The sequence below is a fragment of the Haloarcula sp. H-GB5 genome (assembly GCF_054850705.1).
The window spans coordinates 382,985-408,649 of record NZ_JBTWBG010000002.1 but is presented as its reverse complement, the minus strand read 5'-3'; the positions used below and the strand labels follow the sequence as shown (position 1 = coordinate 408,649).

Here is a 25,665-nt window from a genome sequence, read left to right as displayed (position 1 = left end):
CTGGATGGGTATGGACAGACCGCGGGACTGGCTGGGGGCACGCGCGACCATCATCCTGCCGGTGCTGGTGGCAGTGCTGTCGTTCATCACCGGTGTGGTCAACATCAGTGCCGTGTCGATCAGCGGGCCGCTCGGGGACCTCATTCCGCGAAGCATCCAGCGCACCGCCGGGTTCACCGGTGCACTCACGGGATTCACGCTACTCGTCAGCGTCGTCGGACTCCGACGTCGCCTGCGAATCGCGTGGTACGCGACCATCGTCTTACTTCCTGTGGCGGCGATTCAGGGGCTGGTGCAGAACTCGGCGGTAACGCTTCCGTTTATTGGCCCCGTGCCGAGTTCGGCGGTGTCGATTCCGCTTGTCGTGCTCTCGCTGATTTCGCTCCCGGCAATGTTGCTGAACCGACGGCGGTTCGACCGGGCGGTCGACCTCTCGACGGCGCAACTGGCCGCTGGCGCGGCACTCCTCGGTTCGCTTATGTACGGAACGGCGGGTTCGTACGCCCTGCGCGATGAATTCACCAATCTGTCGACGGCGACCGACGCGTTCTACTACACGCTGGTCACGGCCAGTACCGTCGGGTACGGCGACGTGACCCCACAGAGCCAGCAGGCGAAACTGTTCGGGATGTCGGTGGTCGTCCTCGGAACAGCCAGTTTCGCCATCGCGCTGGGGTCGCTGCTGGGCCCGGCAATCGAGAAGCGGCTTTCGGAGGCACTCGGAAATATGACTGACGCACAACTGGACTTGCTCGAGAACCACGTACTGGTACTCGGCCACGGCGACCTGACGGAACCGATTATCGAAGAACTGACCGGCGCAATCGATTTCGTGGTCATCACGCCGGACACGGAGACGGCCACACGGCTCCAACAACAGGACATCGCCGTTCTGACCGCGGACCCGAGCGACGAAGAGCCGATGCAACGGGCCGGTATCGAAGAAGCCGCGGCGGTCGTCGCAGCGACGAACGACGACGCACAGGACGCGCTGGCGGTACTGACGGCACAGACACTTAATCCGGAGGTAAACATCGTCGCCGGGGCAACCGACCGCGAGAACATCGAGAAGCTCCGCCGAGCGGGCGCGGACACAGTCATCAGCCCGGCAGTGCTCGGTGGCCACCTCATCGTTCAGTCGGCACTGGGTCGGAAGGGGATGGAGAATATTGCCGACCACCTGCTCGACGTGAACGACGAGGACGACGCAGATATCTAGGGCCGGCCGCGGTCGACGATAGCGATGTCCGTCTCCACGTCCTCCAGCCGTTCGAACGTCGGCGGGGAGATGAACCGCGACGCCTTGCTCCGGTCACGGCTTGCTCCGATCATGACGAGGTCGTATTGCGATGCAGTATCGGACAGAAACGTCTGGATACTTGTCCGTGGAACCCTCGTCTCGAACGCGCCCTCGTACGGTTCGATGAGGTCCGCGAGCATCTCTTCAGCCCGGCGGCGATCCCCGCGGGAGCCGATACAGGTCGCGACGGCGACCCGCCCGCTCCGACCGGCCAGTCGCGTGGCGAAGTCGACCATGTTGTGGGCCACGTCACTGACAGACCGCACTGGCACGATTACCTGTTTCCAGCGGGTCCGGTCGCTCCGGGACCGATGGACGACGATGTCGCTCTTACTGCGAAACAGCCGCTGTAGATACGGCGTCAGCGCCCCGTGCTGGCTCTCGTAGGGTGCGACGATGAGATCGCAGTTAGTTTCGTCCGCGGTTTGCAGCGTCGTCTTGGCCGGCGAGCCATCGTCGCTCGCGACGACGACCTGACAGGAGACGCCCGTTCGCGTCTCGATCCGATCGGCGTGGGTCTCCAGCCAGTCGACTTCCGCTTCGAGGTCGGTCTTGTCGGGCGACATCCCCGCAGTGGCCGGGTCACCGCCATCCCCGGCGAGGCGGGTCCGGGCCGATGGTGAGTCCGACCCGCTCTCCGACCGGATGTCCATTTGTATTGTGTCCCGCGTGAGGGCTTGCCGGGCCGTGGCGGTATCGCTGTCCGAAACCACGTCCAGCAGGACGACTTTGCCGGCCTCGTGGGCGGCCGCGAGTCGTGCGCCCAACATCGCTGTCTGGCCCGCGGAGTCGCCACGCATCGGGACGAGAACGTGGTCGTCACCGGACATCGACTCGTACAGGTACGTCGCTCGCTGCTCGTAGAACTGCTCGCGCCAGATGACAAAGAGGACTGCCACGAGTGTACTGGCGAGGAAGATGCTGGCAACGAACGTCGCCCGCTGGTTCGGTTCGACCAGCAGCGCCAGCAGGGCGGTAGAGTACGACGACGGCTCCTCGATGTCCAGCGGCCAGGTGACGACGCCAGTCGCGAAAACGGCAAGGCCAGCACCGAGCGCGTTGACGCCGAACTGTCCGCCCGCGGCTGTGAGATAGCTGTTCGAGACAGCAAGCGCCCCCAGCCCACAGACCGCGCCGATAGTGAGTCCCGCGACGAACCGCTTCGGGTCGGAGTACTTGCTCGTCGGGTCGACGAACAGCGTGTACGACCCCGCAGCGAGCGGCGGAAACAGCAGGAAACTCAGTTGTGGGACGGCGTTCGCCAGCGTCGTCACCAGCACGATAGCCAGCGGGACGAACACCAGCATAGAGAGGTGGACGAGGTTTTCGGTCACCTCGGCCCATCGTCTGAAGTCCTGTAGTTCACGGCGCTCAACCCGCCGGAGCCGTCTGACCGCCGCGCGGAAGCGTTTCCGGAACTGGTCGAGCATACAGTTTCCCACGGGAGAACGTCTGTTAAGCCCTCCGCCGGAAAGCGGCGCGGTCGGCCGCTCATGCGGGTCCGATAGCCCCGACAGCGCTCGCAGAATCCAGCAGTTCCGACAGTTACAGCGACGCAGCCGCCGTCAGACTGATTTCGATGGCGCGCTCGACGTTGTTCTTGGCTTTCTCGGGGAGTTCCTCGTCCTCGGTTTCGCCCTTCTGTGTCCCTTCGACGAGGTTCCCGTCGACGGTACAGATAGCGCCCGAGCGCAGGCCCTTGCGGCGACACAGGGAGAACAGCGCGGCGGCCTCCATCTCGACGGCCAGCAGGCCAGCGGCCTCCCAGTCGTTGATGTATTCGTCCGTCTCGGCGTAGAAGGCGTCGTCCGTGGCGATGGGACCAACATGAACGTCCTCGTCGTTCGCCTCAGCGGCGTCGACCAGCGACGAGAGCACGTCGTAGTCGGGGACGGCCGGGACGGACTTGGATTCGTAGCGCTGGGACGTTCCCTCGTCCTTGGCCGCGCCGTTGGCGACGACCATGTCCCCGATTTCGATGCCTTCCTGAAGCGCGCCAGTCGTTCCGACGCGGATGAGCGTCTCGACGCCGACCGCCTCCAGTTCCTCAACGGCGATGGCCGTCGACGGCGACCCGATTCCGGTCGAACAGATCGTCAGTTCGCGGCCGTCGTAGGTCGCGTTGACGAGTTTGTACTCGCGGTTCTCCGCGACGACCTCGTGGTCGTCACAGAGACCGGCGATGCGGTCGACGCGGCCGGGGTCGCCCGGCACGAGCGCGATGTCTGTCAGGTCACCCGGTTCGACGAGTAGATGCGGTTGTTTCGCCATACAGGCCAGTCGCACGGAACTATTTAGTAGTCAGTGGATTCCCGTCGGTCACAACAGTGAGGTAGGACGGCCGCGAGAGAGGACGTATGGCAGACGATATCTCGCTGTTCGACAGGCGGATGCGAGGGCCGGCGGGTATCGCTCTCGCCGCCGGAGTCGTCCTCGGACTGCTGACCGGCTACACCGTCGGCGCGGGAACGCCGGACGGCCCCTCGTGGACCCTCGTCGTCCCGTTCGCGCTGCTCGCCAGCGTCTTCCTGTATCTCGGGGCCTACAGAAACCTCTCGAAGCGGGTCGAGGATACGTAGCCTACAGCCAGGTGACGAGCACCGGGACGAACAGCGCGAGCGCCGTCCCGAAGATGAACGCCGTGAGTGCCCACTGTCGGATGATCTCGTCAGCGTCGGCCCGGACGCTACCGCCGAAGCGAGGCATGGCGATCCGAGCGAAGAAGTAGTAAATGAACGCGGAGATGCCGGCAATACCGACGATATGGGGTATCAGCGGGACACCGTTGAGCGAGACCGCCGTCGGGAGCACAAACGAGAGGCCAGCGACGACCGCGCCGTACAGCAGCGCCGCGACGAGGGCAGTGCCGTGGTGGACAGCGACAGCGAGGGGGCGGCTCACTGCGGCCGGGTCGGCGCGAGTGAGGCCGGCCGCGGCGACGTGTGCCGGCAGATACCCCTGATCCTGTGTCACCATCGGGATATTCAACAACAGACCGACGACCGCACCGGCGACGACACAGACGAACGCCCACTGCGCGATGGGGTAGTCAAGCACGTATCGTCCCTCGTTCGCAGTGCCAATGAGCATTGTGTCATGAGACCAGAACGGCAAACCGACGACCGCTCTAAATGCGGGATCTGTGGCTAGGACAGCCTACTGTCAGGATTTTGGTCAGTATGCCTCACCGAGTGCCAGCAGGCCTGTTTCAGCGTCCGCAACTGTGGCGTCTCGGTATACCCAGATACCGCCCTCAGCAGTCGATTCACTCAATATAGTACACCACGATGATATATATGTAGTCGTGTAGAAAAGTGACACAAGTTATATCATGACACAGCAGCGCTACCAGAACGGAAAGCAGGTGATCAAACGCTGGGACGATGTTTTCAAGGCCGTTACGGCCGAGCCGCGGCGACAGCTCATTCTCTCGTTGTCGGACGCCCACCCCGACGAGACAGTCCCACTCCCCGAAAGTGCCGTAAACCCTAACATCCCGCGCGACCCGACGGTCCTTCGACAGAGACTGTACCACTGTCACCTGCCGATGCTGTCCGACCACGAGTTCATTACGTGGGATACAGAGCCACTGGTCGCCGGTCGCGGACCGCGGTTCGAAGAGGTGGCAATCGTGCTCGAATCGCTACAGTCCAACGCGACGGACGTGCCGGATTCGCTAGTGTTCGGGTGTCAGCGGCTCGAGCAGGAACGACAGGAGCGATTCAGCGATTCGGTGGCAGAATAACGCCACCTTCAGACCGGGCTGAACAGGAACAGGACGATGTTGTTCGTGGCCGGGCCGATGCCGACAGCAGTCACGAGGGCGAGTAGCAGGCTGGCTTCCGCGGGGTCTTCTTCAAGATAGTCATCGAGCAGGAAGACGACCGCAATCGCCACGAGCAGTTTGACGAACACGAACAGCCAGCCTTTGCCGAGATACGGCGCTGTCGGGAGCGTGCCGGCGAACTCCATGATACGGGCCGGTATCGGCGTTCGCTCCGTGATGCCGATAACGTCAGCGCCGACCGCCGTCGAGACGCCGTCGAGCATATGCGCGAACACGACCGTCGGAGCCGCATAGCGCATCCGGACGACGACCGGGGTCCGCCACAGCGCGACCGCAAGCACCGTCACGGCAGTCACGACGATTGCGACGACGACGGCGACGGTCGGCCAGATGAGCCCCAGTAGGCCGGATTCCAGTGCCATCACGACGGCGATGACGAGCAACACGGTCAGGAGTCCGATGCCGATGTACCCCAGATTGCGCGATATCGTCTCGCTGTGGCCGCGCCGGACGCTGAACAGCGTCAGCGTGATCCAGACGACGCCCAGCGTGACGAACGTCGTCAGGTACACTGCCGGTGCGCCGAACAGCGGTGCGACCACGGGCCTGTACGCTGCAATCGGCGGCTGGTGGAACGCGTGGAGCGCGCCGCCAAGTGCCATCCACGGCGTCAGGGCGACCACGGTCCGCTGGTCGACCGGTGGTTCGAGGGCGTACAACAGCGCTGTCACCACGAGTGTGCCCGCAAGCAGCGCCACAGTGTACTCAAGCGGCGGGAGCGCTAACCCCGAAGGCAGTACCATGTCCCTCACGCCGACGCCTACGAGGGAAAACCTTCCGAACGAGACCGACGGAGGGCACATCAGCACGAGCGGCGACCGTCGGACAGGGAGCCAGTAGCACCTACCGCTTGCCGCCCGCCGTCTTTACGTAGGCACCGCGTGTCACCCCGCGGTATGGACGATATACCAGACCGCATCGAACATACGGTCCTCGGACCGACGACGACACCGGACGACGTACGAGCCTGCCTCGACGAGGCGCTGCAGTACGGGATGCGGGCGTGCATTCCACCGTGTTACCTCCCGCTGGCGACGGAGTACGCGAACGTCCCGCTCACGGCGGTCATCGACTTTCCCCACGGCCAGGGGCAGACCGACAGCGTCTGTCAAGCGGCCAAGCTGGCCTGGGATGCCGGAGCCGACGAACTGGATATGGTGTGCAACGTAGGCTTGCTCAAGGCCGGGGAGGACGACGCCGTCCGGGACCACATCACCGAAGTCGTCGCCAGCGTTCCAGTTCCCGTGAAGGTCATCGTCGAAGCGCCGCTGCTCTCCGACGACGAACTCGAACGGGTCGGACAGATCGTCGCAGACGCCGACGCCGCGTACCTCAAGACGGCGACGGGGTTCAGCGAGGGCGGCGCGACGGTCCACGACGTAGAGATACTCAGCAAGTACCTCCCGGTGAAAGCCAGCGGCGGCGTTGGGTCGTGGGCCGACGCCGAGGCGATGTTCGAGGCTGGAGCCGAGCGGATCGGTGCGTCGAGCGGCGATACCATCGTTCGGGAGTGGCAGGCCGCGACGGAAGGCGAGACTCCAACCGAACCGGAGACAGATCGGGACGACGCGGATACAGATAACGGCTACTGACCGGTCCAATCCGTCGCCCTTTTGCCGTCCTGGCGATAGTGTCTGGATGAATGGCCCGGTATCACATCGAGACGTACGGGTGCACCTCGAACAGAGGTGAGACCCAGCAGATCGAGCAGGCGCTCCGGGAGGGCGGGCACCACCCCGCCGACGGCCCGGAGTCCGCCGACGTGGCGATACTCAACACCTGCACGGTGCTTGAGAAGACCGAACGCAACATGCTCGCACGGGCCAAAGAACTCGACAAGGAAACGCCGGCCGACCTCGTCATCACGGGCTGTATGGCGCTCGCACAGGGCGAGGAGTTCCAGAGCGCCGACATCGACGCCGAGGTGCTCCACTGGGACGACGTCCCGCAGTACGTCCTCAACGGCGAGTGCCCGACAATCACGCCGGACACTGGAACAGTGCTCAACGGCGTCGTCGGCATCCTCCCCATCGCCCGGGGCTGTATGTCGGACTGCTCGTACTGCATCACCAAGCAGGCGACCGGGCGGATCGAATCACCCTCGGTCGAGGAAAACGTCGAGAAGGCTCGCGCGCTCGTCCACGCCGGCGCGAAGGAAATCCGCATCACAGGCCAAGACACGGGCGTCTACGGCTGGGATACGAACCAGGGGACGAGCCTCCTGCCGGAGCTACTCGACCGCATCTGCTCCGACATCGACGGCGAGTTCCGGGTGCGTGTCGGCATGGCGAACCCGAAGGGCCTCCACGGCGTCCGCGACGAACTCGCGGCGGTGTTCGCCGAGCACGACAAACTGTACAACTTCATCCACGCACCCGTCCAGTCCGGCAGCGACGACGTGCTGGCAGATATGCGCCGCCAGCACGCCGTTTCGGAGTATCTTGAGGTCGTCGAGACGCTGGACGATCACCTAGACTACTGGACGCTATCGACGGACTTCATCGTCGGCTTCCCGACCGAGGAGCCGGCCGATCACGAGCAGTCGATGGCGCTGCTGCGCGAGACCCGCCCCGAGAAAATCAACGTCACGCGCTTCTCGAAGCGGCCCGGTACCGACGCGGCCGACATGAAAGGGCTGGGCGGCCAGACGAAGAAGGACCGCTCGAAGGAGATGAGCGAGGCGAAGATGGAACTGATGGCCGAGGCTTACGAGGAGATGGTGGGCCGCACGTCTTCGGTCCTGCTCGTCGAGGACGGGACCGACGAGTCGCTGGTGGGCTACGACGAGGCCTACCGGCAGGTCGTCATCGCCGACGCACAGGAGCGCGGCCTCGAAATCGGTGACACGGTCGAGGTGGAGATCACGAGCCACAACACCGTGTACGCCTTCGGCGAGCCAATCGAGCGGGCGCAGGTCGCGGACTGAGCGGGCCGCCGTCGCAAATTTTCAGTCGGAATCGATTGGACAATCAGTCGCCGCGATAGGCTTCGCGAAGGAACGTGACCGCTGCGCCGAACATCGCGAGGTTCCCGAAGAAGGCCAAGCGCTCGCCGCCCCGGTCGTCCGGGTCGGCGTTCCAGAAGTCGTGCATCGTCGGCGTGACGACGGCCAGAAACGTGGCGACCGCACCGGTCGAAATCCGGGGGAGCCGCCAGAACGCCGTCCCCAGCCCGCCGACCAGCATCATTCCTGAGGCCAGCGGGGCCAGCAGGTCCGGCGCGGGGACGCCCGCGGACTCGGCGTACTCGATGGCGTCTTCCATGTCGCGGAAGTCCTCGGTGGCCTGCAGAGCCAGACCGAGACCGAACAACAGTCGTCCAAGCGCGAGCCAGCTACGTGATGAGTCGTCACCCATATGCTACGGCATGGCACGGAAGCTACTAAAACGTCACTCCAGATCGGCAAGCCGCTCTACTTCTTCGTCGTCTTTCCACTCCCCCAGTTCCTTCGGGTCGACGTGGATGAACGCGTCGTCGACCTCCGGAAGTTCCTCGATGGATTTGATGACCGCCGTCTCGATGTCGTGGGCCTCGAACAGCGTCAGGTCGCCCTCCACCTCGATGTGGAGGCTCACGTCGATTTCGGGACCGACGTAGTGAGCGATGACGTCGTGTGCGCCGCTGACCTTCGCGTGGTCGAGCGCGCGGCGGAGGATTTCGCGCCGGAGGTCTTCCGGCGGTGCGCCGCCGACGAGATACGTGACGTTTTCCTGGACGACCTCGATGCCGGTGTAGATGATGCCGACGGCGACGACGAGTGCGGCCAGCGGGTCGGCGATGGGATAGCCGGCCATTGCACCGGCGACACCGACCAGCGCCGCTCCAGCGGTGAGGATGTCGTTGCGGTTGTCCTTCGCCGTCGCAATGAGCGCCGGGGAGTTCCGGTCCGTACCCGCGCGGAGACAGTAGCGATAGAGGGCGTACTTCGCGACGGCCGAGAACACGAGTACGAGTACAGCGGCTGGCCCCTGTGTCACCGAGACGTCCCCGGTCAACAGGGCAGTCCCGGCGTTCCAGAGGACGAACCCGCCGGCGGCGAAGATACCCGCGGCGACGAACAGCGAGACGAACGGCTCGATGCGCTCGTGGCCGTGGGGGTGCTCGAAGTCCGGCGGGCGGGTCGTCAGATACAGCCCGGCAACGATGACCAGCGAATAGGCGGTGTCGGCGGCGCTGTTGATCGCCTCAGACTGGACGGCGAAGCTCCCGGTGGTGAGCCAGACGCCGGCTTTCAGCAGCACGAGGAGAAGGTTGACGCCGAGAACGAGCAGGCCGACCCGCCTGAGCGTCGCGCGGCGTGACATTGCTCCCCCGTTGTCGGGCCGCCGTCAAAGCCGCTTCGACACTGACCTATCCCTGTGGCCGAGGCCGGGACGCGAAGGTTGCCTTCGTTGGTGAGAACGGATCATACACCGACTGGTGGCAGTTACAGTACACCTTGTCGGCGGCTTCGAACTTCGCGCTTCCAGGCGTCTTTTTGTACCCGGGGTTACAGCAGAGGTGCGTACAGCGGTTCACCCATGCGATGAAATCCTCGGCGGTGGCCGCGTCTATGAATTCACGTATCTCACCGGCGAGGTCGGCGTACTTGTCTTCACCGGCGGCCATCTTCGAGACCGAGGGTGTCCGGAGTACCTGAATCTGAATCTCCTTGACGTCCTCGGCCTGTGAGCGCCAGGTCGCGACCGCTGGCTTGCCGAGACCGTCGCTACCGATGTCGTTTCCCCACGACTTGTAGTCCTCGAAGTGCTTGACACGGAGTTTATCCCCGTCGTTCAACTGTGATTGCCAGTCATACGTCGCCTTCGACCTGAGGAACCCATCGCGCTCGGGGTCTGGTTCGAGTCCCGCGGCGACTTCGAGCCCGCAGTACTGGAACCACTGCTGGGAGTACGTCAGACCTCCCAGTTCGCCCTTGGCGATACGGAAGGTATCACCGCCCGCTGTCTCTTCTGAGACGGACGGCCAGATGCCGCGGAGTGCGCCATCGGATATCTCCAGCGGGACGATCGGCATCGGTCGGTTCGCCGGGCCAGCGATGTTCCGGATGCCGACATAGGACACGGTACCGCCACCGACGCCGCCTTGGTCGGTCGTTGCGTCGACTGCGAGGCCACCGACGGTTGTCATCCCCGACAGCGCACTGGCGCCGACCAGTCCTTTGACGAAGCGGCGGCGACCGGATGGAGCCGGGTACTTATCACGCTGGCCGTGATTTGGAGGGCCTTCTTGGGTCATGGGACCATACGACGGTTTGACGGCCACTGAAAAAGGCCCACCCGATGCTTTTCAGCCACCGGAAATCGGCTGTTTTACCACAGTTCCACCGGCGAAGACCGTAGCTTAGCTGGATGCTAGGATAGCCGGTCTACTCGACTCGGACAGCCCCATCCGCAGGAGCGGTCGTCCCGTCCTGTGACGCGAACGCAGCGTAGAGCCGGTCGTACGTCTCTTCGACGGCCTCGACGATGACTTTCGTATCACTGATGACCGGCATGAAGTTGGTGTCGCCGTTCCACCGCGGCACGACGTGGGTGTGGAGGTGGTCATCGATGGAACCGCCGGCCGCGGAGCCGCCGAGATTCAGCCCGGCGTTGAACGCGTCTGGGGAGAGCGCAGTTTCGAGAGCGTCAAACGTCCGCTGCTTCAGTCGGGCGTGGTCAAGCAAGGTTTCGTCGTCGAGGTTGCCGTACTCGCCAGTGTGGGTATGGGGAATGACCATCACGTGTCCGGGATTGTACGGATAGTTGTTCAGGAGGACAAAGGCGTGGTCGCTTCGCGCCACGAGATTGTTCGTCCGGTCATCGTCCTGTGCCTGAAACGCACAGAACACGCAATCGACATCTGGGTTCGCCTCCTCGCGTTCGACCCACTCGATGCGCCACGGCGCAAACACCTTGTCCATACCGCCAGTTGTCGACCCATCAGCAAAAACAACGTGACTGATGCCGGGAAAGTGGTATATAAAAGCATTGGCCGTTCACGCAATCTGACCGGGTCCTGTGGCCTCAGAAGGCTTTTTAAACATTCTCGCCGAACCTACGGTTGTAATCGACTAAAATCGGTCGCTGTCTTGCGATAAACAGTGCTGAACGGACCAGAACTGAAGGTGGTTTTTATACTCTCTACCGGGTTTGTATCAGACGGGATGGCAGCGATAAACGACGGCGTTGACATGGCCGAACACTGTTCGACGTGTGACCGTGAGACACCGCACGCCGTGCGTGTCCAGATACAGACAGAGTCCGATAAACGCGAAAACGCGGCGTTTTCCCGAGAGCCGTATCGGGTTAGCGAGTGTCAACTCTGTGGGACAACCACGTCGACGCGGATGAACAACGCCTAACCATCCCACACACCCCACCCCACCCTTTCCGTACGCCACGCGGTCTCTGACTGCGTGGCTACACACCCCCCACCCACCCGTTTCAATACGCCACACGGTCTCTGACTGTGTGGCCACACACCCCACCCTTTCACACGCCTTCCGAGCGATAGCGTTGCTACTCGAAAACAGTAGTCCGAGACCACCCGACGGGTTCGAAACCGGTATCGCGCTACCGCGAACGCGTCGTCACTTCACAGCCGTCCTCGGTGATGATGACGGTGTGTTCCTTCTGGCTGACGTACGCGCCGTCCTGCTCTTTGAGCACTGGGTAGCCGTGGACGATGTCCTGCTGTTTCAGGCGGCGAAGTGCCATCTCCGCTCGCGGCGAGTCGAGCCAGCGTGCGGCAAACGGTAGCGTGCGGTACTCCTCGGTGATCTGTTCGAGGACCTGCCGGGCCTGCCGGTTCCGTACCGACCCTTCCCGTTCGAGGGCGAAAATCTCCTCGTCAGCTCCTTCCTGTACCTTGCCACGGCCGTCGGTGGCGAACGGCTCGATAGCGACCACGTCGCCCACGTCGAGCGTCGCGCCCTGTGCCACTTCGCGGTTCGGGATATTCGGCGACGTGTGTTGCTCCCAGTGGCCGAGTCCGTGGCCGGTGAGGTTCACGACGGGGTTGTAGCCGTACCCTTCGATGACCTCCTCGACGGCTGCGCCGATCTGGCCCACGTCGACACCCGGGCCGGCGACGTCCAGCGCGGCGTCTAGGGCCTCCGCAGGCGCTTCAGCGAGTTCGTCCTGCCCGGAGAGGTCGACGGTTACGGCGGTATCAGCGAGCCACCCATCGACGTGGACACCGATGTCGAGGTTGACCATCTCCTCGCCGAACGTGGCGTCGTCGTCGCGCTCGGGCGTAGCGTGGGCTGCCTCCTCGTCGATGGAGATGTTCACCGGGAACGCCGGCTTCCCGCCCAGCTCCCGGATCTTGTCCTCTGCCCACTGGGCAACTTCGAGGTGGGAGACGCCCACCTCGACGCGTTCGGCCGCCTCGTCGCGCACCTGTGCCAGAATCTCGCCCGCTTCGCGGCATTTCTCGTACTCCTCGGAATCGAAGTCCACGTCAGTCATGCACGCCGGTTAGTCGGTGGCGGGCAAAGGGGTTTCCCTCTGGCTATCTCGTCGCGGTCTGCATCGCGGCGGTGTTCCGTTCGGCTCCGGTGTGGCCGGCATGGTCGAGAACGATTACGCCGGCACGCCCGCCAGTCGCGTCCTCGAACTCGGCGATCGCTTCTTCGGCGGCCTGTTTCGGGCCGTACGTGTCTAGGAGTTCGACGGCGCGACGAGCCAGCCCGAACCGGGCAATGGCTTCCCCTTCACCGGTCGCGCTCGCGCCGCCGCGGTCGTCCGCGTAGAAGCCAGCACCGATCTGGGGTACGTCCCCGATCCGACCAGCCAGCGCGTACCAGCGCCCGGCGGTCGAAGTCGCCGCGGCGAGCCGGTCCCCGTCGGTCGCAACCGCGCCGACGGTGTCAGTACCGCTGAAATGCTCACGGACCCAGTCGAGATGGTCAGCAGGGCCTCCGTCGGGTGGGTCAGCGGCCTCGTATCGCTGTCGGGTCTCTGCAGTCGTAAGGTCGCGACCGGTTTCGACGCCGGAACCCGCCGCGAACGCCACGGCCTCGTCGCCGGCAAGGAGGACGTGTGGCGTCTCAGTTGCCACAGTATAGGCTACGTCCGCAGCGTGTACAACGCCAGACATTGCACACGCCGCGCCGGTCTGGCCATCATGGGTCATCACTCCGGCGTCAGTGCGGACTTCGCCGTCGCTCTGGACAGCGCCACCGACGCCAGCGTTGAACGCCGGGTCAGATTCGAGGGGGCGAAGCGCGGCCAGCACCGCCTCCATCGGACCCTCCGCCGCCGTTGCCAGTTCAGCGGCGTCTGTGAGCGTTTCCTGCCGAGTAGCCGGTGACTCCGGTGGACTGCCCGCGCCGCCGTGGACGATGACCTGCATACAGCCCCGTTGACACACGAAAGGCATATCACCTCCGACAGTTGCGATAGTGACGTGCCGGCGTGCGGTCGTGACCTTTCTTTACGCACTGTGTTACCACGTCTGAGGCAAAGCGGCACGCCTTTAGGGGCGACTATCAATTGGCGGAATATGGGCTACGATTACGACAAAGTGGAGGTTCCCGACGAGGGACAGCAGATTCAGGTCACGGAGGACGACGAACTCGACGTTCCGGAGAACCCGATCATCCCCATCATCCACGGGGACGGTATCGGAACGGACGTCGGACCGGCCGCACAGAAGGTGCTCGAAGCCGCCGCAAACGCCACCGGTCGTGACATCTCCTGGATGCGCGTCTACGCCGGCCAGTCCGCCCGGGACAAGTACGACGAGAATCTCCCCGACGACACCGTCGAAGCCATCAAGGAGTTCAACGTCGCTATCAAGGGCCCGCTGACGACACCGGTCGGCGCTGGTTTCCGCTCGCTGAACGTCGCACTCCGCAAGACGCTCGACCTCTACGCGAACGTCCGCCCGACCTACCACATCGAGGGCGTCCCGTCACCGGTCAAAGACCCCGAGGAGATGGACATGGTCACCTTCCGGGAGAACACCGAGGACGTCTACGCCGGCATCGAGTGGGAGGCCGGCACCGACGAAGTCGAGGAGGTCAAGGAGTTCGTCGAGGACGAGATGAACTTCGACGAGACCATCCACGACGGCCCGGTCGGCATCGGCGTCAAGCCGATCACCGAGTTCGGGACCAAGCGCCTCGTCCGCGAGGCCATCGACTACGCTCTCGAAGAGGACCGCGACAGCGTCACGCTGGTCCACAAGGGCAACATCATGAAGTTCACCGAGGGTGCCTTCCGCGACTGGGGCTACGAGGTCGCTGAAGAGGAGTACGGCGAGCACGTCATCACCGAGGACGAGCTGTGGGACGAGTACGACGGCGAAGCGCCCGAGGACGCGCTCGTTGTCAACGACCGTATCGCCGACAACATGCTCCAGCAGCTCCTGACCCGGACCGACGAGTACGACGTCATCGCGACGATGAACCTCAACGGGGACTACATGTCCGACGCCGCCGGCGCACAGATCGGCGGGCTCGGCATCGCCCCCGGTGCGAACTTCGGCTCGGCCCGCTGTCTCGCAGAGCCGGTCCACGGCTCCGCACCGAAGTACGCCGGCGAGGACAAGGTCAACCCGACCGCGATGATCCTCTCCGGCCGCCTCATGCTCGAATACATGGGCTGGAAGGACGCTGGCGAGCTCGTTCGTGACGCCGTCGAGGAGACCATCTCCTCGGGCAACGTCACCTACGACCTCGAACGCCAGATCGAGGGCGGCACGAAGCTCGCCACCAGCGAGTTCGCAGAGAAGGTCGTCGAGAACATAGAGAAACTCGCATAAGCGAGTCGAGCTGCCTACAGAGACGCTCCATTTTTATCGCATAGTACGGGTCGAGAGCGACGAGACAGGCGCGGGGTCTGTCAAGAGAGCAGAACTGTCGCTCGGCGGCCTCTTTTGTCTACGGAGCGTATCCGGTCCGAGAAGCGTTACTCGGTCAGCGGCATAACCACGCCGAACACGAGCGGCGAGAGGAGTCCGAGGAGAATGCCAAGCATTTCTATGTCGACCAGCAGCGTGTCGCCCCAAGCAGGCAGCGTCCCGAGAACGGCGCTCCCGGCGACTTCGCCCGCAATGCCGAGGAGGAACAGCCCTGCCCCGAGCATGAACCCGCGCTTTGCGAGTGTCGCGTAGTCCGCGTTCAAGTTTTGACTCATACAGGTGAGTTCTCGTGGGGCTACTAAGCTCTCTCGGATCGAAAGAGCTACAAACGCGTTCGTAGTGATATCTGTACACACATGGTTTCAGAATCGATTCCGGAGCTATTCGAACTCCTGCTCTCGACGCTGCTCGCGGCCGGACTAACCGTCGGGGGAGCACTCACCGAACAGGCCGCTCTCGCCGACCTGTCTGGCGGTATCTCCGCGTTCGCTGCCTGGGAGGTGTACATGGGTCTGGTCCTCCTGTACGCCAGCTATATGCTCGCCTCACGCCGAGTCATGCCTGCGCTCGGTAGCGCCTGATTGTTCTCTGGCAGACTATATTCCTGAAGCGACCGCTGGGTCGTATTTGCGACCCACTCCGGCTGTTTCACTGTCGTCGATCCGATATCTCGTAGCCACATCTCTTGTGTGACACGAACCTGCTGGTCGCTTCGTTCAGCGTCGAAGGCCAGCCGAAACGCCGAAACGGTGCCGTCGTGGCTGACGCGGAGTCGGACGGAGACGTTTCGGGGGTCGCTCACGAACAGCGGTGTATTGAGCCTGTCAGGATTCGTGAAACGAGTCCCAACGAGGACGACAACGCCGTCACTCCGGTCGGCGACAGAGAGAGTAACGGCTTCGCCGATACCGCGTATCGTCCGGCGCTCCGAGAGATCCGAAACCGGGCCGTCGTCACGGACCGGCCACGTGATCCGGTTACGCCCGTTCGCTCGCTCGTCGTACTGGGCCGCGACGATGGAACCGTTGGTCCAGTAGTCGATGCGGGTGGTGAACGTGTTCAGTTCGGTGCCGTTCTGGCGGAACTGCCCGGCGTACGTCGCCTTGTTCGCCGCGACGTAGCGCGTGTGGTTGGACCGACGGAGTACCGTCCCGTTGCTGTCGGTGACCTGCTGGCGGGTGACCAGCGTGTAGTTCGTCGTCTTGAGCGTCCGCGCGTGGGCGCTGGCCAGCGTTGACGGCACCACTGCGCCGTCGCTCACGCCCGGCGGATACCCGACCCCGTCGGTCGGGACCGCTGCCGGCGTGACCGTCTCGGGGCTGTCCGGCTGAACGAATCCAGAACACCCGGCGAGTACGAGCGCGAGCGTCACGATGGCAGCCACTGCCCGCGTCATTAGTTACCATACAACCGCAGGACTCAAACAGTTGTGGTTAGTCCTGCCAGTCCGGGTTTGCTCTGGGTGGACTGAACACGTCGATACCGCGGACCGGCTCCTCACCGTCGTTGCGCGCTTCGTGTGGTTCCCCGCTCGGAACCACGTAGGAGTCCCCAGGGCCGATGACGTACTCTTCGCCGTTGACGTGGAAGGTAAAGGTCCCTTTCACGACGTAGCCGACCTGCTCGTGGCGGTGGCTGTGCTCCGGGACGGCCGCACCGGGTTCGATATGGAACTGCTGGACACTCATCTGCTCTCCGACGGTCATCTGTGTCAGGTGCACGCCGTCGACTGCCTCGACTGTCTCACAGGCCGCCTGTGGTACCTCTTCCATGCTCAGCTATGTCATGTCCACCACACCTAAGCCTTCGTCCCCCGGCATCCGACGTCGGTGGATTCAGTACTGTCCGGCCCTGACAGAAAGGCATGTACGCGGTCGTCGGGTGTAGTGATTGTAGCGCGCTGTGGGTCACCGAGGGGCGACCGGAGACGACCCAGTGCCCGCGGTGTGGCACGCGCCGGAAACACGAGAAGCGCCGGAAGTTTGTCGAAACGGACGACGAGGCCCACGCCCGCGAGGTCCGGGCGTCGATGCTGGCGAACCGACAGGGGGAGGGCGACGCCTTCGCGGAGCTGGACTCCTACGCCGAGATGGAGCGGCAGGTCGACGACGCGGGGGTAGACGACGAGACATACCTCGAAGATTCGGGCGTCGACACCGACGCCGTATCGGCGGCTGCCGACCGCGCCGAACAGGGGGCGACGGGCGGATCGAGCCGCAAGGAAACGGTAACGAACGCGTTGCGGGAGCTGGACGAACCGACCGAAGACGACATCCTGAGCTACGCCGAGGAGCGCGGCGTGCCGGCGTCGTACACCCGGAAGGCACTGCAGAAACTGGTTCGCGCCGGCGAGGCATCGGAAAGCCGGGGGCAGTACCGGCTGCTATGACCGCGACATTGGATTTCGAACTTGGACCGGTCGCGGTCGGGACGCTCGTCGGTCTCTCTGGACTGCTGTTCTTGCTCACGCCAGTTGTCGAACCATTTGCAGTCGGCTCGTTACGGGTGAGCCCGGTCGCGCTCTCGGCGGTCGTTCTCACGCTTGGGTTCACGCTGGGGACGGTCGTGTTCGCTCGTCGGGGCCGCCGGCTGTTCGCCATCGCTCACGGGGTGTTCGCCGTCGCGTGGGCGTTGCTTGTGCTGGGTCCGCTGCTCGGGCGGGAAGCGCTCCTGCTCGCCGGCGTCATCGTGCTCGTCGCGGGGGCCGGCTTTCTGGTGAGCCAGAGCCGGGAGCGATAGCGCACCGCGCCGAAGCCGGGATTACCGCCCGAGGTCGGCGTGCGCCGAGGAGAGGTGGCGCGAGGACAGCGCCGCAAGCAAAGAGAGTTCCCCAGCCAGCGCGCCGGCGGCGATGACTTCGGCGAGCGCGTCGGCGTTGCTCCCGGCAGGGTCGCCGCCGCCGCTGTACCCCAGCACGTCAAGCGCTTCGGACTGGGTTGGCAGGCCCGTGCCGCCGCCGACGGTACCGACCTCCAGCGATGCGATGGTGACTGAGGCGTACAGGCCGTCCTCGCGGGCGTCGACCGTCGTGATAGCATTGCTCCCCTCGACCACCTGTGCCATATCCTGCCCGAGCGCGAGGAACGCGGCGGCGACGACATTGGCGGCATGGGCGTTGAACCCCAGTGCGCCGGCTTTGGCGGAGCCGACGAGGTTCTTTCGGGTGTTGGCCTCGACGATGGCGTCGGAGGTCGTATCGAGTCGGTCCTCGACCTGTTCGTGGGGAATCAGCACGTCGGCGGCGACGGTGCGGCCCCGTCCCTCGATGGCGTTGATGGCGGCGGGCTTCTTGTCCGAACAGAGGTTGCCCGACAGCGCCACGAGGTCGGCCGGCGTCTCGGACTCGACGACATCGCAGGCCGCCTCTGTCGCGATGGTGGCCATGTTCATCCCCATCGCGTCCTTGGTATCGTAGGAGAACCGCAAGAAGACGCTGTCGCCGACGACGTAGGGTGTCACGTCCTGCAGTTCGCCGTGGCTCGTCGTCGACTCGGCAGCGTCGGCCAGAACGTCGACATGTTCGCGGACCCAGGCCGACACCTCGCCCGCCTCGGCTACGTCCTCGACGCGAAACACCGGCGCACGGGTCATCCCGGATTTGAGGACGCGAGCGGTCGCACCGCCGGCGGTGCGGATGGTCGAGACACCGCGGTTGACCGAGGCCAGCAGCGCCCCCTCGCTGGTCGCCAGCGGGAGGTGGTGGTCACCCTCGGCGGCCCCGCCGTCGACAGGCAACGGGCCGACAACGCCCATCGGGACCTGTGCCGCACCGACCATGTTCTCGATGTTGCTCTCGGCGTCGGCGGCGTCGAAGGTGTAGTCGCCGACAGCAGAGAGGTCCGTGTCGGTCTCCTCGGCCAGCAGGTGTCTGCGAGCCGCCGCCGCAGTGTCGGGGTCAGCGTGGTCTTCCAGTTCGTAGAGCCGCAACTCACCGTCACGAACGCGCTCTGCGAGCGCGACGACGTCGGAGTCGGTCATACTGACCGGTGTGGCTTCGGGACTCCTAACAGTTGCTCTTGGCGGGCCAAGAGTTTTGCAGTCGCCGCGCCCGGCGTCTGTATGGTCGACCGCGTATTCACGAACTGTGAGGTGCGACCACTGACCGGCGACGACCCGGCGTCCGCGGTCGCAGTAACGGACGGCACAGTTACCGCTGTCGGAGACCCGGCCGAACTCTCGACGGCGAGTGCCGAGATCGTCGACTGTCGCGGTGGCGTTCTGTTGCCCGGCTTCATCGACGCCCACACGCATCTGGACATTGTCGGCCGGCGTGCGGTCGAGGCGGACCTTGCCGGGGCAGACGGCCCAGACGACTGCATCGACCGGCTGCTGGCGGCCGACGACGGCGAGGGCTGGATACTCGGCTTCGGCTACGACGAGAGTGACTGGGACGGCGACCTGCTGCAGGCGGCGACACTGGACCGGGTAAGCACTGAACGTCCGGTCGCGGCCGCGCGGGAGGACATCCACACGGTATCGGTGAACCACACCGCGCTGGACGTGCTGGATCTACCCGACGACGGCGTTCGGACCGAAGACGGCGCGCCGACCGGCGTTCTCGTCGAGGAAGCCGCTGAGGCCGTCTTCGACGCCATCGCGCCCGACTACACACAGACTCGGGAGTACCTGCTGGCCGCACAGGAAGTGGCGCTCTCGAAGGGGATCACCGCCGTCCACGACATGGTGCGGCAGTCGCATGCCCCACGAGTGTACCGCGATTTAGACACCGAGAACACCCTTTCCCTGCGAGTCCGCCTCAACTACTGGGCGGACCACCTCGATGCAATCAGTGAACTCGGTCTGGTGACGAACCACGGGAGCGACCGCGTCCGGACGGGCGCGATCAAGGCGTACACCGACGGGTCGCTCGGGGCCGGAACCGCGCGGCTCCGGGACCCATACGCCGACAGCGACAGCGTCGGCGAGTGGCGGACGGACCCCGACGCACTTCGGGAACTCGTGTCGGCGGTCGACGACGCGGGCCTCCAGTTCGCCGCCCACGCCATCGGCGATGCGGCTATCGACGCGCTGCTCTCGGCTATCGAGTCCGTCGACGCCGCGGACGAGCGCCACCGTGTCGAACACGCCGAGGTCCTCACCGGTGACCTGGTGGAGCGACTGGCAGCGTCGCCACTGGTCGTTTCGGCCCAGCCGAACTTCCACCGCTGGGCAGCGCCGGGGGGCCTGTACGACGAGCGCCTCGGCGAGCGTCGCGAGCTGACGAACCGCTTCCGGGACCTCGTAGATGCCGGCGCACAACTGGCCTTCGGGAGCGACTGTATGCCGCTCTCACCGCTGTATGGCATCCAGCAGGCTGTCACCGCACCGGAACCGAGCCAGCGCCTGACAGTCGACGAGGCGCTCCGGGCGTACACCAGCGGTGCTGCGTATGCGGGCTTCGACGAGGACCGGATGGGCACGGTCGCGCCGGGGAGGGTTGCGGATTTCACCGTGCTATCCACCTCCCCGTGGGCGGTGCCTGATGATGAAATTTCGGACATCGCAGTCGCGTTGACCGTTAGCGACGGCGACGTAGTGTTCGACGCCAGCGACTGAATCGAACAGACAGCGGTATCGAATCGGCCCACATTTCTGTCATTCGATAACAAATAACGTGATTCAACAATACGGAATATGGAATCAGATTAATCGCCAAGGCCGGACATAAAATCTGATGCACCATCAACCTCGTAAACAGAAGTATAGTTGCTACCAATTTTACCAACGGAACTCGGGTAGCCACCAATATCACGTATACAAGTTTCCTCACCACCAACTCACTTCTTTGAAGATAAAATCTTTTCACGAAGTAGTTCCGAAGTGTGAGTACCCACAGGTGGATACAACGTGCCCGAAATGGAAACCGCCGCGTTCGAGACGGATCTGAGCCTCTTCAAGTATGACAACCTCGAGCAACTCCCGCCGGCGTACCGGGACCTTGAGGCAGACGAGCGAACCGAGCGCATCGAGAGCGCGCTCGCTGAGCTTGGCGACGACGTGGTCATCCTCGGCCACAATTACCAGCGGCAGGAAATCGTCGAACACGCCGACTTCATCGGCGACTCCTATCAGCTCTCGAAGGAAGCCGCACAGTCCGACGCCGATTACGTAATCTTCGGCGGCGTGACGTTCATGGCCGAATCCGCGGACATTATCACAGACGACGACCAGTCCGTGATTCTCCCGTCGATGGAGGCGTCCTGCCCGATGGCCGGGATGGCCGAGGCGCTACAGGTCGACGCCGCGTGGGCGGAACTGACCGCAGCGCTCGACGACGACGAGGAAATCATTCCCATCACGTACATGAACAGCTACGCCGACCTGAAGGCATTCTGTGCCGAGCAGGGCGGTCTGGTCTGTACGTCCTCGAATGCGCACAAGGCCTTTGAGTACGCTTTCAAGAAGGGTGACAAGGTGCTGTTCCTGCCCGACAAGCACCTCGGGGAGAACACGGCCCACCGGCTCGACATGGCCGACGAGACCGTCGAGTGGGACCCGTGGGACGCCGAGGGTACCGATGCCGCTGACGCCGTCGAAAACGACGTCATCCTCTGGGAGGGGTACTGCCAGGTTCACGAGCGCTTCCGCGAGCACCACATCGAGTCCATCCGCGAGGACTACCCCGACGCAAACGTCATCGTCCACCCCGAGTGCCGACGAGAGGTCGTCGAGGCCGCTGACGTAGCCGGCTCGACGTCGACGATCTGTGAGTCCGTCGCCGAGGCCGACCCCGGCGAAACGTGGGCAATCGGCACCGAGATACACCTCACCCACCACCTCCAGCGGTGGCATCCCGACGTGAACGTCGTCCCGCTGTGTGGCGACGCCTGCATGGACTGCAACGCCATGCGCCAGATCGACCCGAACTACCTCGCGTGGGTGCTGGAGGAACTGGTCGAGGGCCGCGAGCGCAACGTCATCGAAGTCGCGCCCGAGGAGAAGGAACTGGCACAGGTCGCGATGGACCGAATGCTGGAGATCTAACCATGACAGATGACCCGATTACGACGGACGTGCTAGTCATCGGTTCCGGCATCGCCGGGCTGGCGGCGGCGCTGTCCGCGGCCCGCGAAGGCGACGATGTGACGCTCGCCACGAAGGCGACCCGCCCCGAAGGCTCCTCTTCGTGGTGGGCGCAGGGCGGCATCGCCATCTCCCGAGATACGCCCGAAGAGTTCAAAGAAGACATCATGGCCGCATCGGACGGCACCGCCGACCCCGACGCCGTCGACGTGCTGGTCGAGAGCGCCAACGAAGCCGTCGAGGACGTGCTGCTAGAGACCCTTGACGTTGGCTTCGACCAGAACGGCTTGGGTCACGACTTTACCCGCGAGGCCGCCCACAGCGAGGACCGCATCCTCCACGTCGACGCCTCGACGGGCAAACACATCCACGTCCCGTTCCTGAACTACGTCGACGACCACGACGGCGTGGAGATTCTGGACGACACCGCCGCGCTCGAACTCATCCGTCACGAGGGCCGGGTCCACGGCGCAATGCTCGAATCCGACGGCGAGGTCGACCCGTACTTCGCCGGCAGCGTCGTGCTGGCGACGGGCGGTATCGGCGACCTCTACCCGCGGACGACGAACCCCGACAACACGACCGGGGACGGCATCGGCATGGCCGCACTCGCCGGAGCCAAGGTCGCGGACATGGAGTACGTCCAGTTCCACCCGACCGCGTGCGTACTGGAGGAGAATGGCGACGCTGACGTTGCATTCCTCGTCAGCGAGGCCGTCCGCGGCGAGGGCGGCCTCCTGCGAAATGGGGACGGCGAGCGGTTCATGCCCGGCTACCACGCCGACGCCGAACTCGCGCCCCGCGACGTGGTCGCCCGCGCCGTCAAGGCCGAGCGCGAGGCAACAGGCGAAGTAACACTGGATGTCTCCCCGCTCGATTTCGCCGACGAGTTCCCGAACCTCGCCGAGCGCTGTGCGGAACACGGTGTCGAGTGGGCAGACGGCATCCCGGTCGCGCCCGCCGAGCACTTCCTCTGTGGCGGCATCAGCGTCGACGACCGCGGTCGGACGACGCTGGATCGACTCTACGCCGTCGGCGAATGCTCCCGGACCGGCGTCCACGGCGCGAACCGCCTCGCCAGCACGTCCCTGCTTGAGGGACTCGTCTGGGGCCTGCGGGCCGGCGAAGACGCCGCCGGGGCCGAACCGGAGCCAATCGAAGCGCCGGAGCTACTCGAACGCGACCCGGACCTGCCCGAGCGGTTCGCCCGCGACAAGTTCCAGCGGCTGACCCGCGTGATGGACGAGAACGTCGGCGTCGAGCGCGACCCCGCAGACCTCCAGCGAGCGATGGCTGTCCTCCGCCGACTCAAGGGCGAAGTGGACGCCTACGTCCGCACCCGAACCAGCCGGTCGCTGTACGAACTCCGGCACGCGAGCGTCACCGCCCTGTTGATCGCTCGCCACGCCGCCGAAAACGAGGAGAGCGTCGGCACGCACAATCTCGTGGACGCGAGCGAAGACCCGCCGGAGTCCACGGCCGACTGATGCTCACCGACAGCGACATTGAGCGGTGGCTCCGCGAGGACGTGGGCCACCACGACGTGACCAACGATGTTCCCGGGACGACTGAGGGCCGACTGGTGGCGAAAGAGTCCGGCGTGGTGGCGGGCCTCGACGCCGCCACCGCGGTGTTCGAGTATCTGGACTGTGCGGTTGAGACACCGGTCGACTCCGGGTCCGCCATCGACGCTGGCGACGTAGTGCTTCGCGTCGACGGCCCCGCGCAGTCGGTGCTCCGCGGCGAGCGCGTCGCCGTAAACATCACAGGTCACGCTGCAGGCGTGGCGACGAAGACCCGTGCCGCCGTCGACGCGGCGGAATCCTCCACGGCAGATTCCACACCCCGTATCGCCGGCACGCGAAAGACGACCCCTGGCCTGCGCGGCATCGAAAAGCGAGCGGTGGCGGCTGGCGGCGGCGACACCCACCGGCTCGACCTCTCACACATGGTGATGGTCAAGGACAACCACATCGCCGAAATGGGACTGGTCGACGCCGTCGAACACTTCCGCGAGCGAGTTTCCTTCGCCACGAAACTCGACGTAGAGGTCGAGGCCCCGGAAGACGCTCCACGGGCCGCCGAGGCCGGTGCGGACATCGTCCTGCTGGACAACATGTCCCCCGGCGAGACCGAGCGGGCTGTCGACCTCGTGGCGGCGGCCGACGCCGACACCCTCACTGAAGCCAGCGGCGGCATCACGGTCGAGGACGTGCCGGCGTACGCCGAAACGGGCGTGGACATCATTTCGATGGGGTCGCTGACCCACTCCGCGCCGACGCTCGATTTCTCCTTCCGAACGGGCTGAGCACAGTCAGTCCGGCCGACTCGACGAGGATTCGGTTCTGAGTTCGGGTGGGAGTTCGAGTTGCTTGATACCGGCGCGGTCGTCGATTCGGAACCGGTACAGCGCTGTGGCCTCCGTCTCGGCCGCGCGTTCGAACACGTCTGGCTTCCAGGAAGTGTCGATTTCCTCTTCGATTGCCCTACGTTCGTTGTCGGGGACTCGCTCCATTGTCCCCGTCAGCAGGACGCTGCGCCAGTTGAATGTCGTTTCGATGTCGTAAACGAGAAACCGGGCAACGTCTGCGCTATCGCTTGCTGTTACCTTTCGGCTGTCGCTACCGAGAACGTAGACGAAGTAGAGCGCGGAGTCGCCGTCGTACCAGAAACTGAGCGGGCGCAGTAGCGGCGCGGAGTCGGTCGGGACGCCGAGTACGCCGACGCTTTTCCGTTCGAGGGTCTTTTCGATGTCCTCGCTGTCCATCTGGAGCATCCCGAAGTCTTCCAGTTCGGCAACTGTCATGCCCTCAATTGTCGGCAAATAATCATAAACCCACAGGGCGCTGTCAACGGACTCCGTGTGGTAGATCGTGATGCTTGCTAGGAGTTGTCTCAGTCCAGTCGGCGAGCGAGCATCACCTCGTCGACCAGCTCACCGCCGATCTCGTAGTGGCCATCGCGGACAGCCTCGACCGTCCAGCCGGCCTCCTGCAGGAAGTCGACGGCCCGCTCGTTCGTGGCCGGCAGGCTGTTGTACACCTTCCGACAGCCACGGCTGGCGGCCCATTCGACTCCGCGATGCAGCAGGTGACTGCCGATTCCGTGGCGGCGGTACGTCTCCATCACGCCGAGCGTGAGTTCGGCTGTCGACGCGAGTTCGTCCACCTCTGACATGGCCACGTGGACCCAACCGACGACATCGTCGTCGACGGTGGCGACGAACACGACGCGACAGCGGTTCGGTCCCCAGCGGACGAGCGTATCCTCGTAGGCCAGTTGCTCCGCGACGCCGGCCGCGATGATATACGGCGCTTCGCTGGTCACGTCGCGTATCGTACCGACGACGCCGGAGAGATCCGACGGCCGGGACGGGCGTATCTCGTAGCTGACGCCGGCTTCGTAGTGTTCAGCCGTCTCACCGTCATGAAGCGCCACGGTGAGCTTCCCGTCTTCGGTGGCCTCGAGGAGGTCGTCCCGTTTGAGAATGGAGACGTGGTGCTGGAACCGCTCGGGGTCGACGCTGATGGCTTCGGCCACCTCGGCGGGCGCGACCGGACCGTTCCGTTCCACGAACCGATACACATCAGACCGCTCACCACCGAATTCGAGGTCTGTTGGGGACGGCATTTCGATATGGCTC

30 protein-coding genes are annotated in these 25,665 nt (G+C 64.5%); 14 read left to right on the top strand and 16 right to left on the bottom strand.

Translation table 11 applies throughout. The features are described 5' to 3' along the window. Positions 1–10: 10 nt before the first annotated feature. The gene (locus ACYJ11_RS10025; RefSeq protein ID WP_461647665.1) at positions 11–1,219 is read left to right on the top strand and encodes an NAD-binding protein; all 1,209 of its coding nucleotides are present in this window, start codon (positions 11–13) and stop codon (positions 1,217–1,219) included. Here the strand turns inward: ACYJ11_RS10025 and ACYJ11_RS10020 are convergent. Together ACYJ11_RS10020 and ACYJ11_RS10015 are read right to left on the bottom strand one after the other, a co-directional pair. Continuing rightward, positions 1,216–2,730 carry an HPP family protein gene (locus tag ACYJ11_RS10020; RefSeq protein ID WP_461647664.1) on the bottom strand — a complete coding sequence of 505 codons (1,515 nt, stop codon included), beginning with the start codon at positions 2,728–2,730 and terminating at the stop codon, positions 1,216–1,218. The two genes, ACYJ11_RS10025 and ACYJ11_RS10020, sit on opposite strands and share 4 nt — an antisense overlap. A gap of 115 nt (positions 2,731–2,845) precedes the next feature. Continuing rightward, positions 2,846–3,571 carry a nucleoside phosphorylase gene (locus ACYJ11_RS10015; protein WP_170098375.1) on the bottom strand — a complete coding sequence of 242 codons (726 nt, stop codon included), beginning with the start codon at positions 3,569–3,571 and terminating at the stop codon, positions 2,846–2,848. Between the two features lie 86 nt (positions 3,572–3,657). Between ACYJ11_RS10015 and ACYJ11_RS10010 the strand changes: the two genes are divergently transcribed. Then, positions 3,658–3,879 (top strand): hypothetical protein, encoded by a 222-nt coding sequence (locus ACYJ11_RS10010; protein ID WP_005535862.1) that lies wholly within the window; start codon positions 3,658–3,660, stop codon positions 3,877–3,879. A gap of 1 nt (position 3,880) precedes the next feature. Here the strand turns inward: ACYJ11_RS10010 and ACYJ11_RS10005 are convergent, their stop codons facing one another. Further along, entirely contained in the window at positions 3,881–4,390 is a 510-nt protein-coding gene (locus tag ACYJ11_RS10005) for a hypothetical protein (protein ID WP_461647663.1), read from the bottom strand. A 241-nt stretch (positions 4,391–4,631) separates the two neighbouring features. Between ACYJ11_RS10005 and ACYJ11_RS10000 the strand changes: the two genes are divergently transcribed. Further along, entirely contained in the window at positions 4,632–5,045 is a 414-nt protein-coding gene (locus ACYJ11_RS10000) for a hypothetical protein (protein WP_461647662.1), read from the top strand. An 8-nt stretch (positions 5,046–5,053) separates the two neighbouring features. Here the strand turns inward: ACYJ11_RS10000 and ACYJ11_RS09995 are convergent, their stop codons facing one another. Next, positions 5,054–5,890 (bottom strand): DUF63 family protein, encoded by an 837-nt coding sequence (locus ACYJ11_RS09995; protein WP_461647661.1) that lies wholly within the window; start codon positions 5,888–5,890, stop codon positions 5,054–5,056. Between the two features lie 153 nt (positions 5,891–6,043). Between ACYJ11_RS09995 and deoC the strand changes: the two genes are divergently transcribed. Together deoC and ACYJ11_RS09985 are read left to right on the top strand one after the other, a co-directional pair. After that, positions 6,044–6,739 (top strand): deoxyribose-phosphate aldolase, encoded by a 696-nt coding sequence (deoC, locus tag ACYJ11_RS09990; protein ID WP_005535869.1) that lies wholly within the window; start codon positions 6,044–6,046, stop codon positions 6,737–6,739. 50 nt (positions 6,740–6,789) lie between these two features. Next, complete coding sequence (locus ACYJ11_RS09985; RefSeq protein ID WP_461647660.1) at positions 6,790–8,073, top strand: tRNA (N(6)-L-threonylcarbamoyladenosine(37)-C(2))-methylthiotransferase; 1,284 nt, start codon at positions 6,790–6,792, stop codon at positions 8,071–8,073. A 43-nt stretch (positions 8,074–8,116) separates the two neighbouring features. On the opposite strand, the gene ACYJ11_RS09980 is transcribed toward ACYJ11_RS09985, so the two are convergent. The 4 genes from ACYJ11_RS09980 to ACYJ11_RS09965 form a co-directional block, all read right to left on the bottom strand. Next, complete coding sequence (locus tag ACYJ11_RS09980) at positions 8,117–8,503, bottom strand: DoxX family protein (protein ID WP_170098382.1); 387 nt, start codon at positions 8,501–8,503, stop codon at positions 8,117–8,119. 33 nt (positions 8,504–8,536) lie between these two features. Beyond that, on the bottom strand, positions 8,537–9,451 hold the full coding sequence (locus ACYJ11_RS09975) for a cation diffusion facilitator family transporter (protein ID WP_461647659.1): 915 nt from the start codon (positions 9,449–9,451) through the stop codon (positions 8,537–8,539). Positions 9,452–9,497: 46 nt separating this feature from the next. Next, positions 9,498–10,385 carry a ubiquinol-cytochrome c reductase iron-sulfur subunit gene (locus ACYJ11_RS09970; RefSeq protein ID WP_461647658.1) on the bottom strand — a complete coding sequence of 296 codons (888 nt, stop codon included), beginning with the start codon at positions 10,383–10,385 and terminating at the stop codon, positions 9,498–9,500. A gap of 130 nt (positions 10,386–10,515) precedes the next feature. Beyond that, positions 10,516–11,052 carry an HIT family protein gene (locus tag ACYJ11_RS09965; RefSeq protein ID WP_170098385.1) on the bottom strand — a complete coding sequence of 179 codons (537 nt, stop codon included), beginning with the start codon at positions 11,050–11,052 and terminating at the stop codon, positions 10,516–10,518. A 243-nt stretch (positions 11,053–11,295) separates the two neighbouring features. Here ACYJ11_RS09965 and ACYJ11_RS09960 point away from each other — a divergent pair, with 243 nt between their 5' ends. Then, a complete protein-coding gene (locus tag ACYJ11_RS09960; protein ID WP_170098386.1) occupies positions 11,296–11,493 on the top strand; it encodes a DUF7835 family putative zinc beta-ribbon protein in 198 nt (65 codons plus the stop codon). 211 nt (positions 11,494–11,704) lie between these two features. On the opposite strand, the gene map is transcribed toward ACYJ11_RS09960, so the two are convergent. Together map and ACYJ11_RS09950 are read right to left on the bottom strand one after the other, a co-directional pair. Then, the gene (gene map / locus ACYJ11_RS09955) at positions 11,705–12,601 is read right to left on the bottom strand and encodes a type II methionyl aminopeptidase (protein WP_005535878.1); all 897 of its coding nucleotides are present in this window, start codon (positions 12,599–12,601) and stop codon (positions 11,705–11,707) included. 43 nt (positions 12,602–12,644) lie between these two features. Continuing rightward, positions 12,645–13,487, bottom strand: a complete 843-nt coding sequence (locus ACYJ11_RS09950) for an isoaspartyl peptidase/L-asparaginase (RefSeq protein WP_461648432.1) — start codon at positions 13,485–13,487, stop codon at positions 12,645–12,647. Between the two features lie 150 nt (positions 13,488–13,637). Here ACYJ11_RS09950 and icd point away from each other — a divergent pair, with 150 nt between their 5' ends. After that, positions 13,638–14,900 carry an isocitrate dehydrogenase (NADP(+)) gene (gene icd / locus ACYJ11_RS09945; RefSeq protein WP_005535880.1) on the top strand — a complete coding sequence of 421 codons (1,263 nt, stop codon included), beginning with the start codon at positions 13,638–13,640 and terminating at the stop codon, positions 14,898–14,900. Between the two features lie 146 nt (positions 14,901–15,046). On the opposite strand, the gene ACYJ11_RS09940 is transcribed toward icd, so the two are convergent. Then, positions 15,047–15,274, bottom strand: a complete 228-nt coding sequence (locus ACYJ11_RS09940; protein ID WP_170098389.1) for a DUF7860 family protein — start codon at positions 15,272–15,274, stop codon at positions 15,047–15,049. A gap of 81 nt (positions 15,275–15,355) precedes the next feature. On the opposite strand from ACYJ11_RS09940, the gene ACYJ11_RS09935 reads away from it, so the two are divergent. Continuing rightward, entirely contained in the window at positions 15,356–15,580 is a 225-nt protein-coding gene (locus tag ACYJ11_RS09935) for a hypothetical protein (protein ID WP_461647657.1), read from the top strand. On the opposite strand, the gene ACYJ11_RS09930 is transcribed toward ACYJ11_RS09935, so the two are convergent. Further along, positions 15,532–16,395: a hypothetical protein gene (locus ACYJ11_RS09930; protein WP_461647656.1), complete on the bottom strand. Its 864-nt coding sequence runs from the start codon at positions 16,393–16,395 to the stop codon at positions 15,532–15,534. The genes ACYJ11_RS09935 and ACYJ11_RS09930 overlap by 49 nt on opposite strands. Positions 16,396–16,432: 37 nt before the next feature. After that, positions 16,433–16,771, bottom strand: coding sequence for a cupin domain-containing protein (locus tag ACYJ11_RS09925; RefSeq protein WP_461647655.1), 339 nt, complete (start codon positions 16,769–16,771; stop codon positions 16,433–16,435). A gap of 92 nt (positions 16,772–16,863) precedes the next feature. Here ACYJ11_RS09925 and ACYJ11_RS09920 point away from each other — a divergent pair, with 92 nt between their 5' ends. Next, complete coding sequence (locus tag ACYJ11_RS09920; protein ID WP_461647654.1) at positions 16,864–17,388, top strand: DUF5817 domain-containing protein; 525 nt, start codon at positions 16,864–16,866, stop codon at positions 17,386–17,388. After that, on the top strand, positions 17,385–17,738 hold the full coding sequence (locus ACYJ11_RS09915) for a hypothetical protein (RefSeq protein WP_461647653.1): 354 nt from the start codon (positions 17,385–17,387) through the stop codon (positions 17,736–17,738). The genes ACYJ11_RS09920 and ACYJ11_RS09915 overlap by 4 nt, the downstream gene beginning before the upstream one ends. A gap of 21 nt (positions 17,739–17,759) precedes the next feature. Here the strand turns inward: ACYJ11_RS09915 and hmgA are convergent, their stop codons facing one another. Beyond that, the gene (gene hmgA / locus ACYJ11_RS09910) at positions 17,760–18,977 is read right to left on the bottom strand and encodes a hydroxymethylglutaryl-CoA reductase (NADPH) (RefSeq protein ID WP_461647652.1); all 1,218 of its coding nucleotides are present in this window, start codon (positions 18,975–18,977) and stop codon (positions 17,760–17,762) included. An 81-nt stretch (positions 18,978–19,058) separates the two neighbouring features. Here hmgA and ACYJ11_RS09905 point away from each other — a divergent pair, with 81 nt between their 5' ends. The 4 genes from ACYJ11_RS09905 to nadC all read left to right on the top strand — a co-directional run bounded on the left by ACYJ11_RS09905 (position 19,059) and on the right by nadC (position 24,330). Beyond that, positions 19,059–20,555 (top strand): amidohydrolase, encoded by a 1,497-nt coding sequence (locus tag ACYJ11_RS09905; protein WP_461647651.1) that lies wholly within the window; start codon positions 19,059–19,061, stop codon positions 20,553–20,555. A gap of 300 nt (positions 20,556–20,855) precedes the next feature. Then, the gene (gene nadA, locus ACYJ11_RS09900) at positions 20,856–21,983 is read left to right on the top strand and encodes a quinolinate synthase NadA (RefSeq protein WP_461648431.1); all 1,128 of its coding nucleotides are present in this window, start codon (positions 20,856–20,858) and stop codon (positions 21,981–21,983) included. A gap of 2 nt (positions 21,984–21,985) precedes the next feature. Beyond that, on the top strand, positions 21,986–23,509 hold the full coding sequence (locus tag ACYJ11_RS09895; RefSeq protein WP_461647650.1) for an L-aspartate oxidase: 1,524 nt from the start codon (positions 21,986–21,988) through the stop codon (positions 23,507–23,509). After that, positions 23,509–24,330, top strand: coding sequence for a carboxylating nicotinate-nucleotide diphosphorylase (gene nadC / locus ACYJ11_RS09890; RefSeq protein WP_461647649.1), 822 nt, complete (start codon positions 23,509–23,511; stop codon positions 24,328–24,330). The genes ACYJ11_RS09895 and nadC overlap by 1 nt, the downstream gene beginning before the upstream one ends. 6 nt (positions 24,331–24,336) lie before the next feature. On the opposite strand, the gene ACYJ11_RS09885 is transcribed toward nadC, so the two are convergent. Both ACYJ11_RS09885 and ACYJ11_RS09880 read right to left on the bottom strand, forming a co-directional pair. Continuing rightward, positions 24,337–24,828: a pyridoxamine 5'-phosphate oxidase family protein gene (locus ACYJ11_RS09885; protein ID WP_461647648.1), complete on the bottom strand. Its 492-nt coding sequence runs from the start codon at positions 24,826–24,828 to the stop codon at positions 24,337–24,339. An 89-nt stretch (positions 24,829–24,917) separates the two neighbouring features. Next, positions 24,918–25,652, bottom strand: coding sequence for a GNAT family N-acetyltransferase (locus ACYJ11_RS09880; protein WP_461647647.1), 735 nt, complete (start codon positions 25,650–25,652; stop codon positions 24,918–24,920). Positions 25,653–25,665 lie beyond the last annotated feature (13 nt).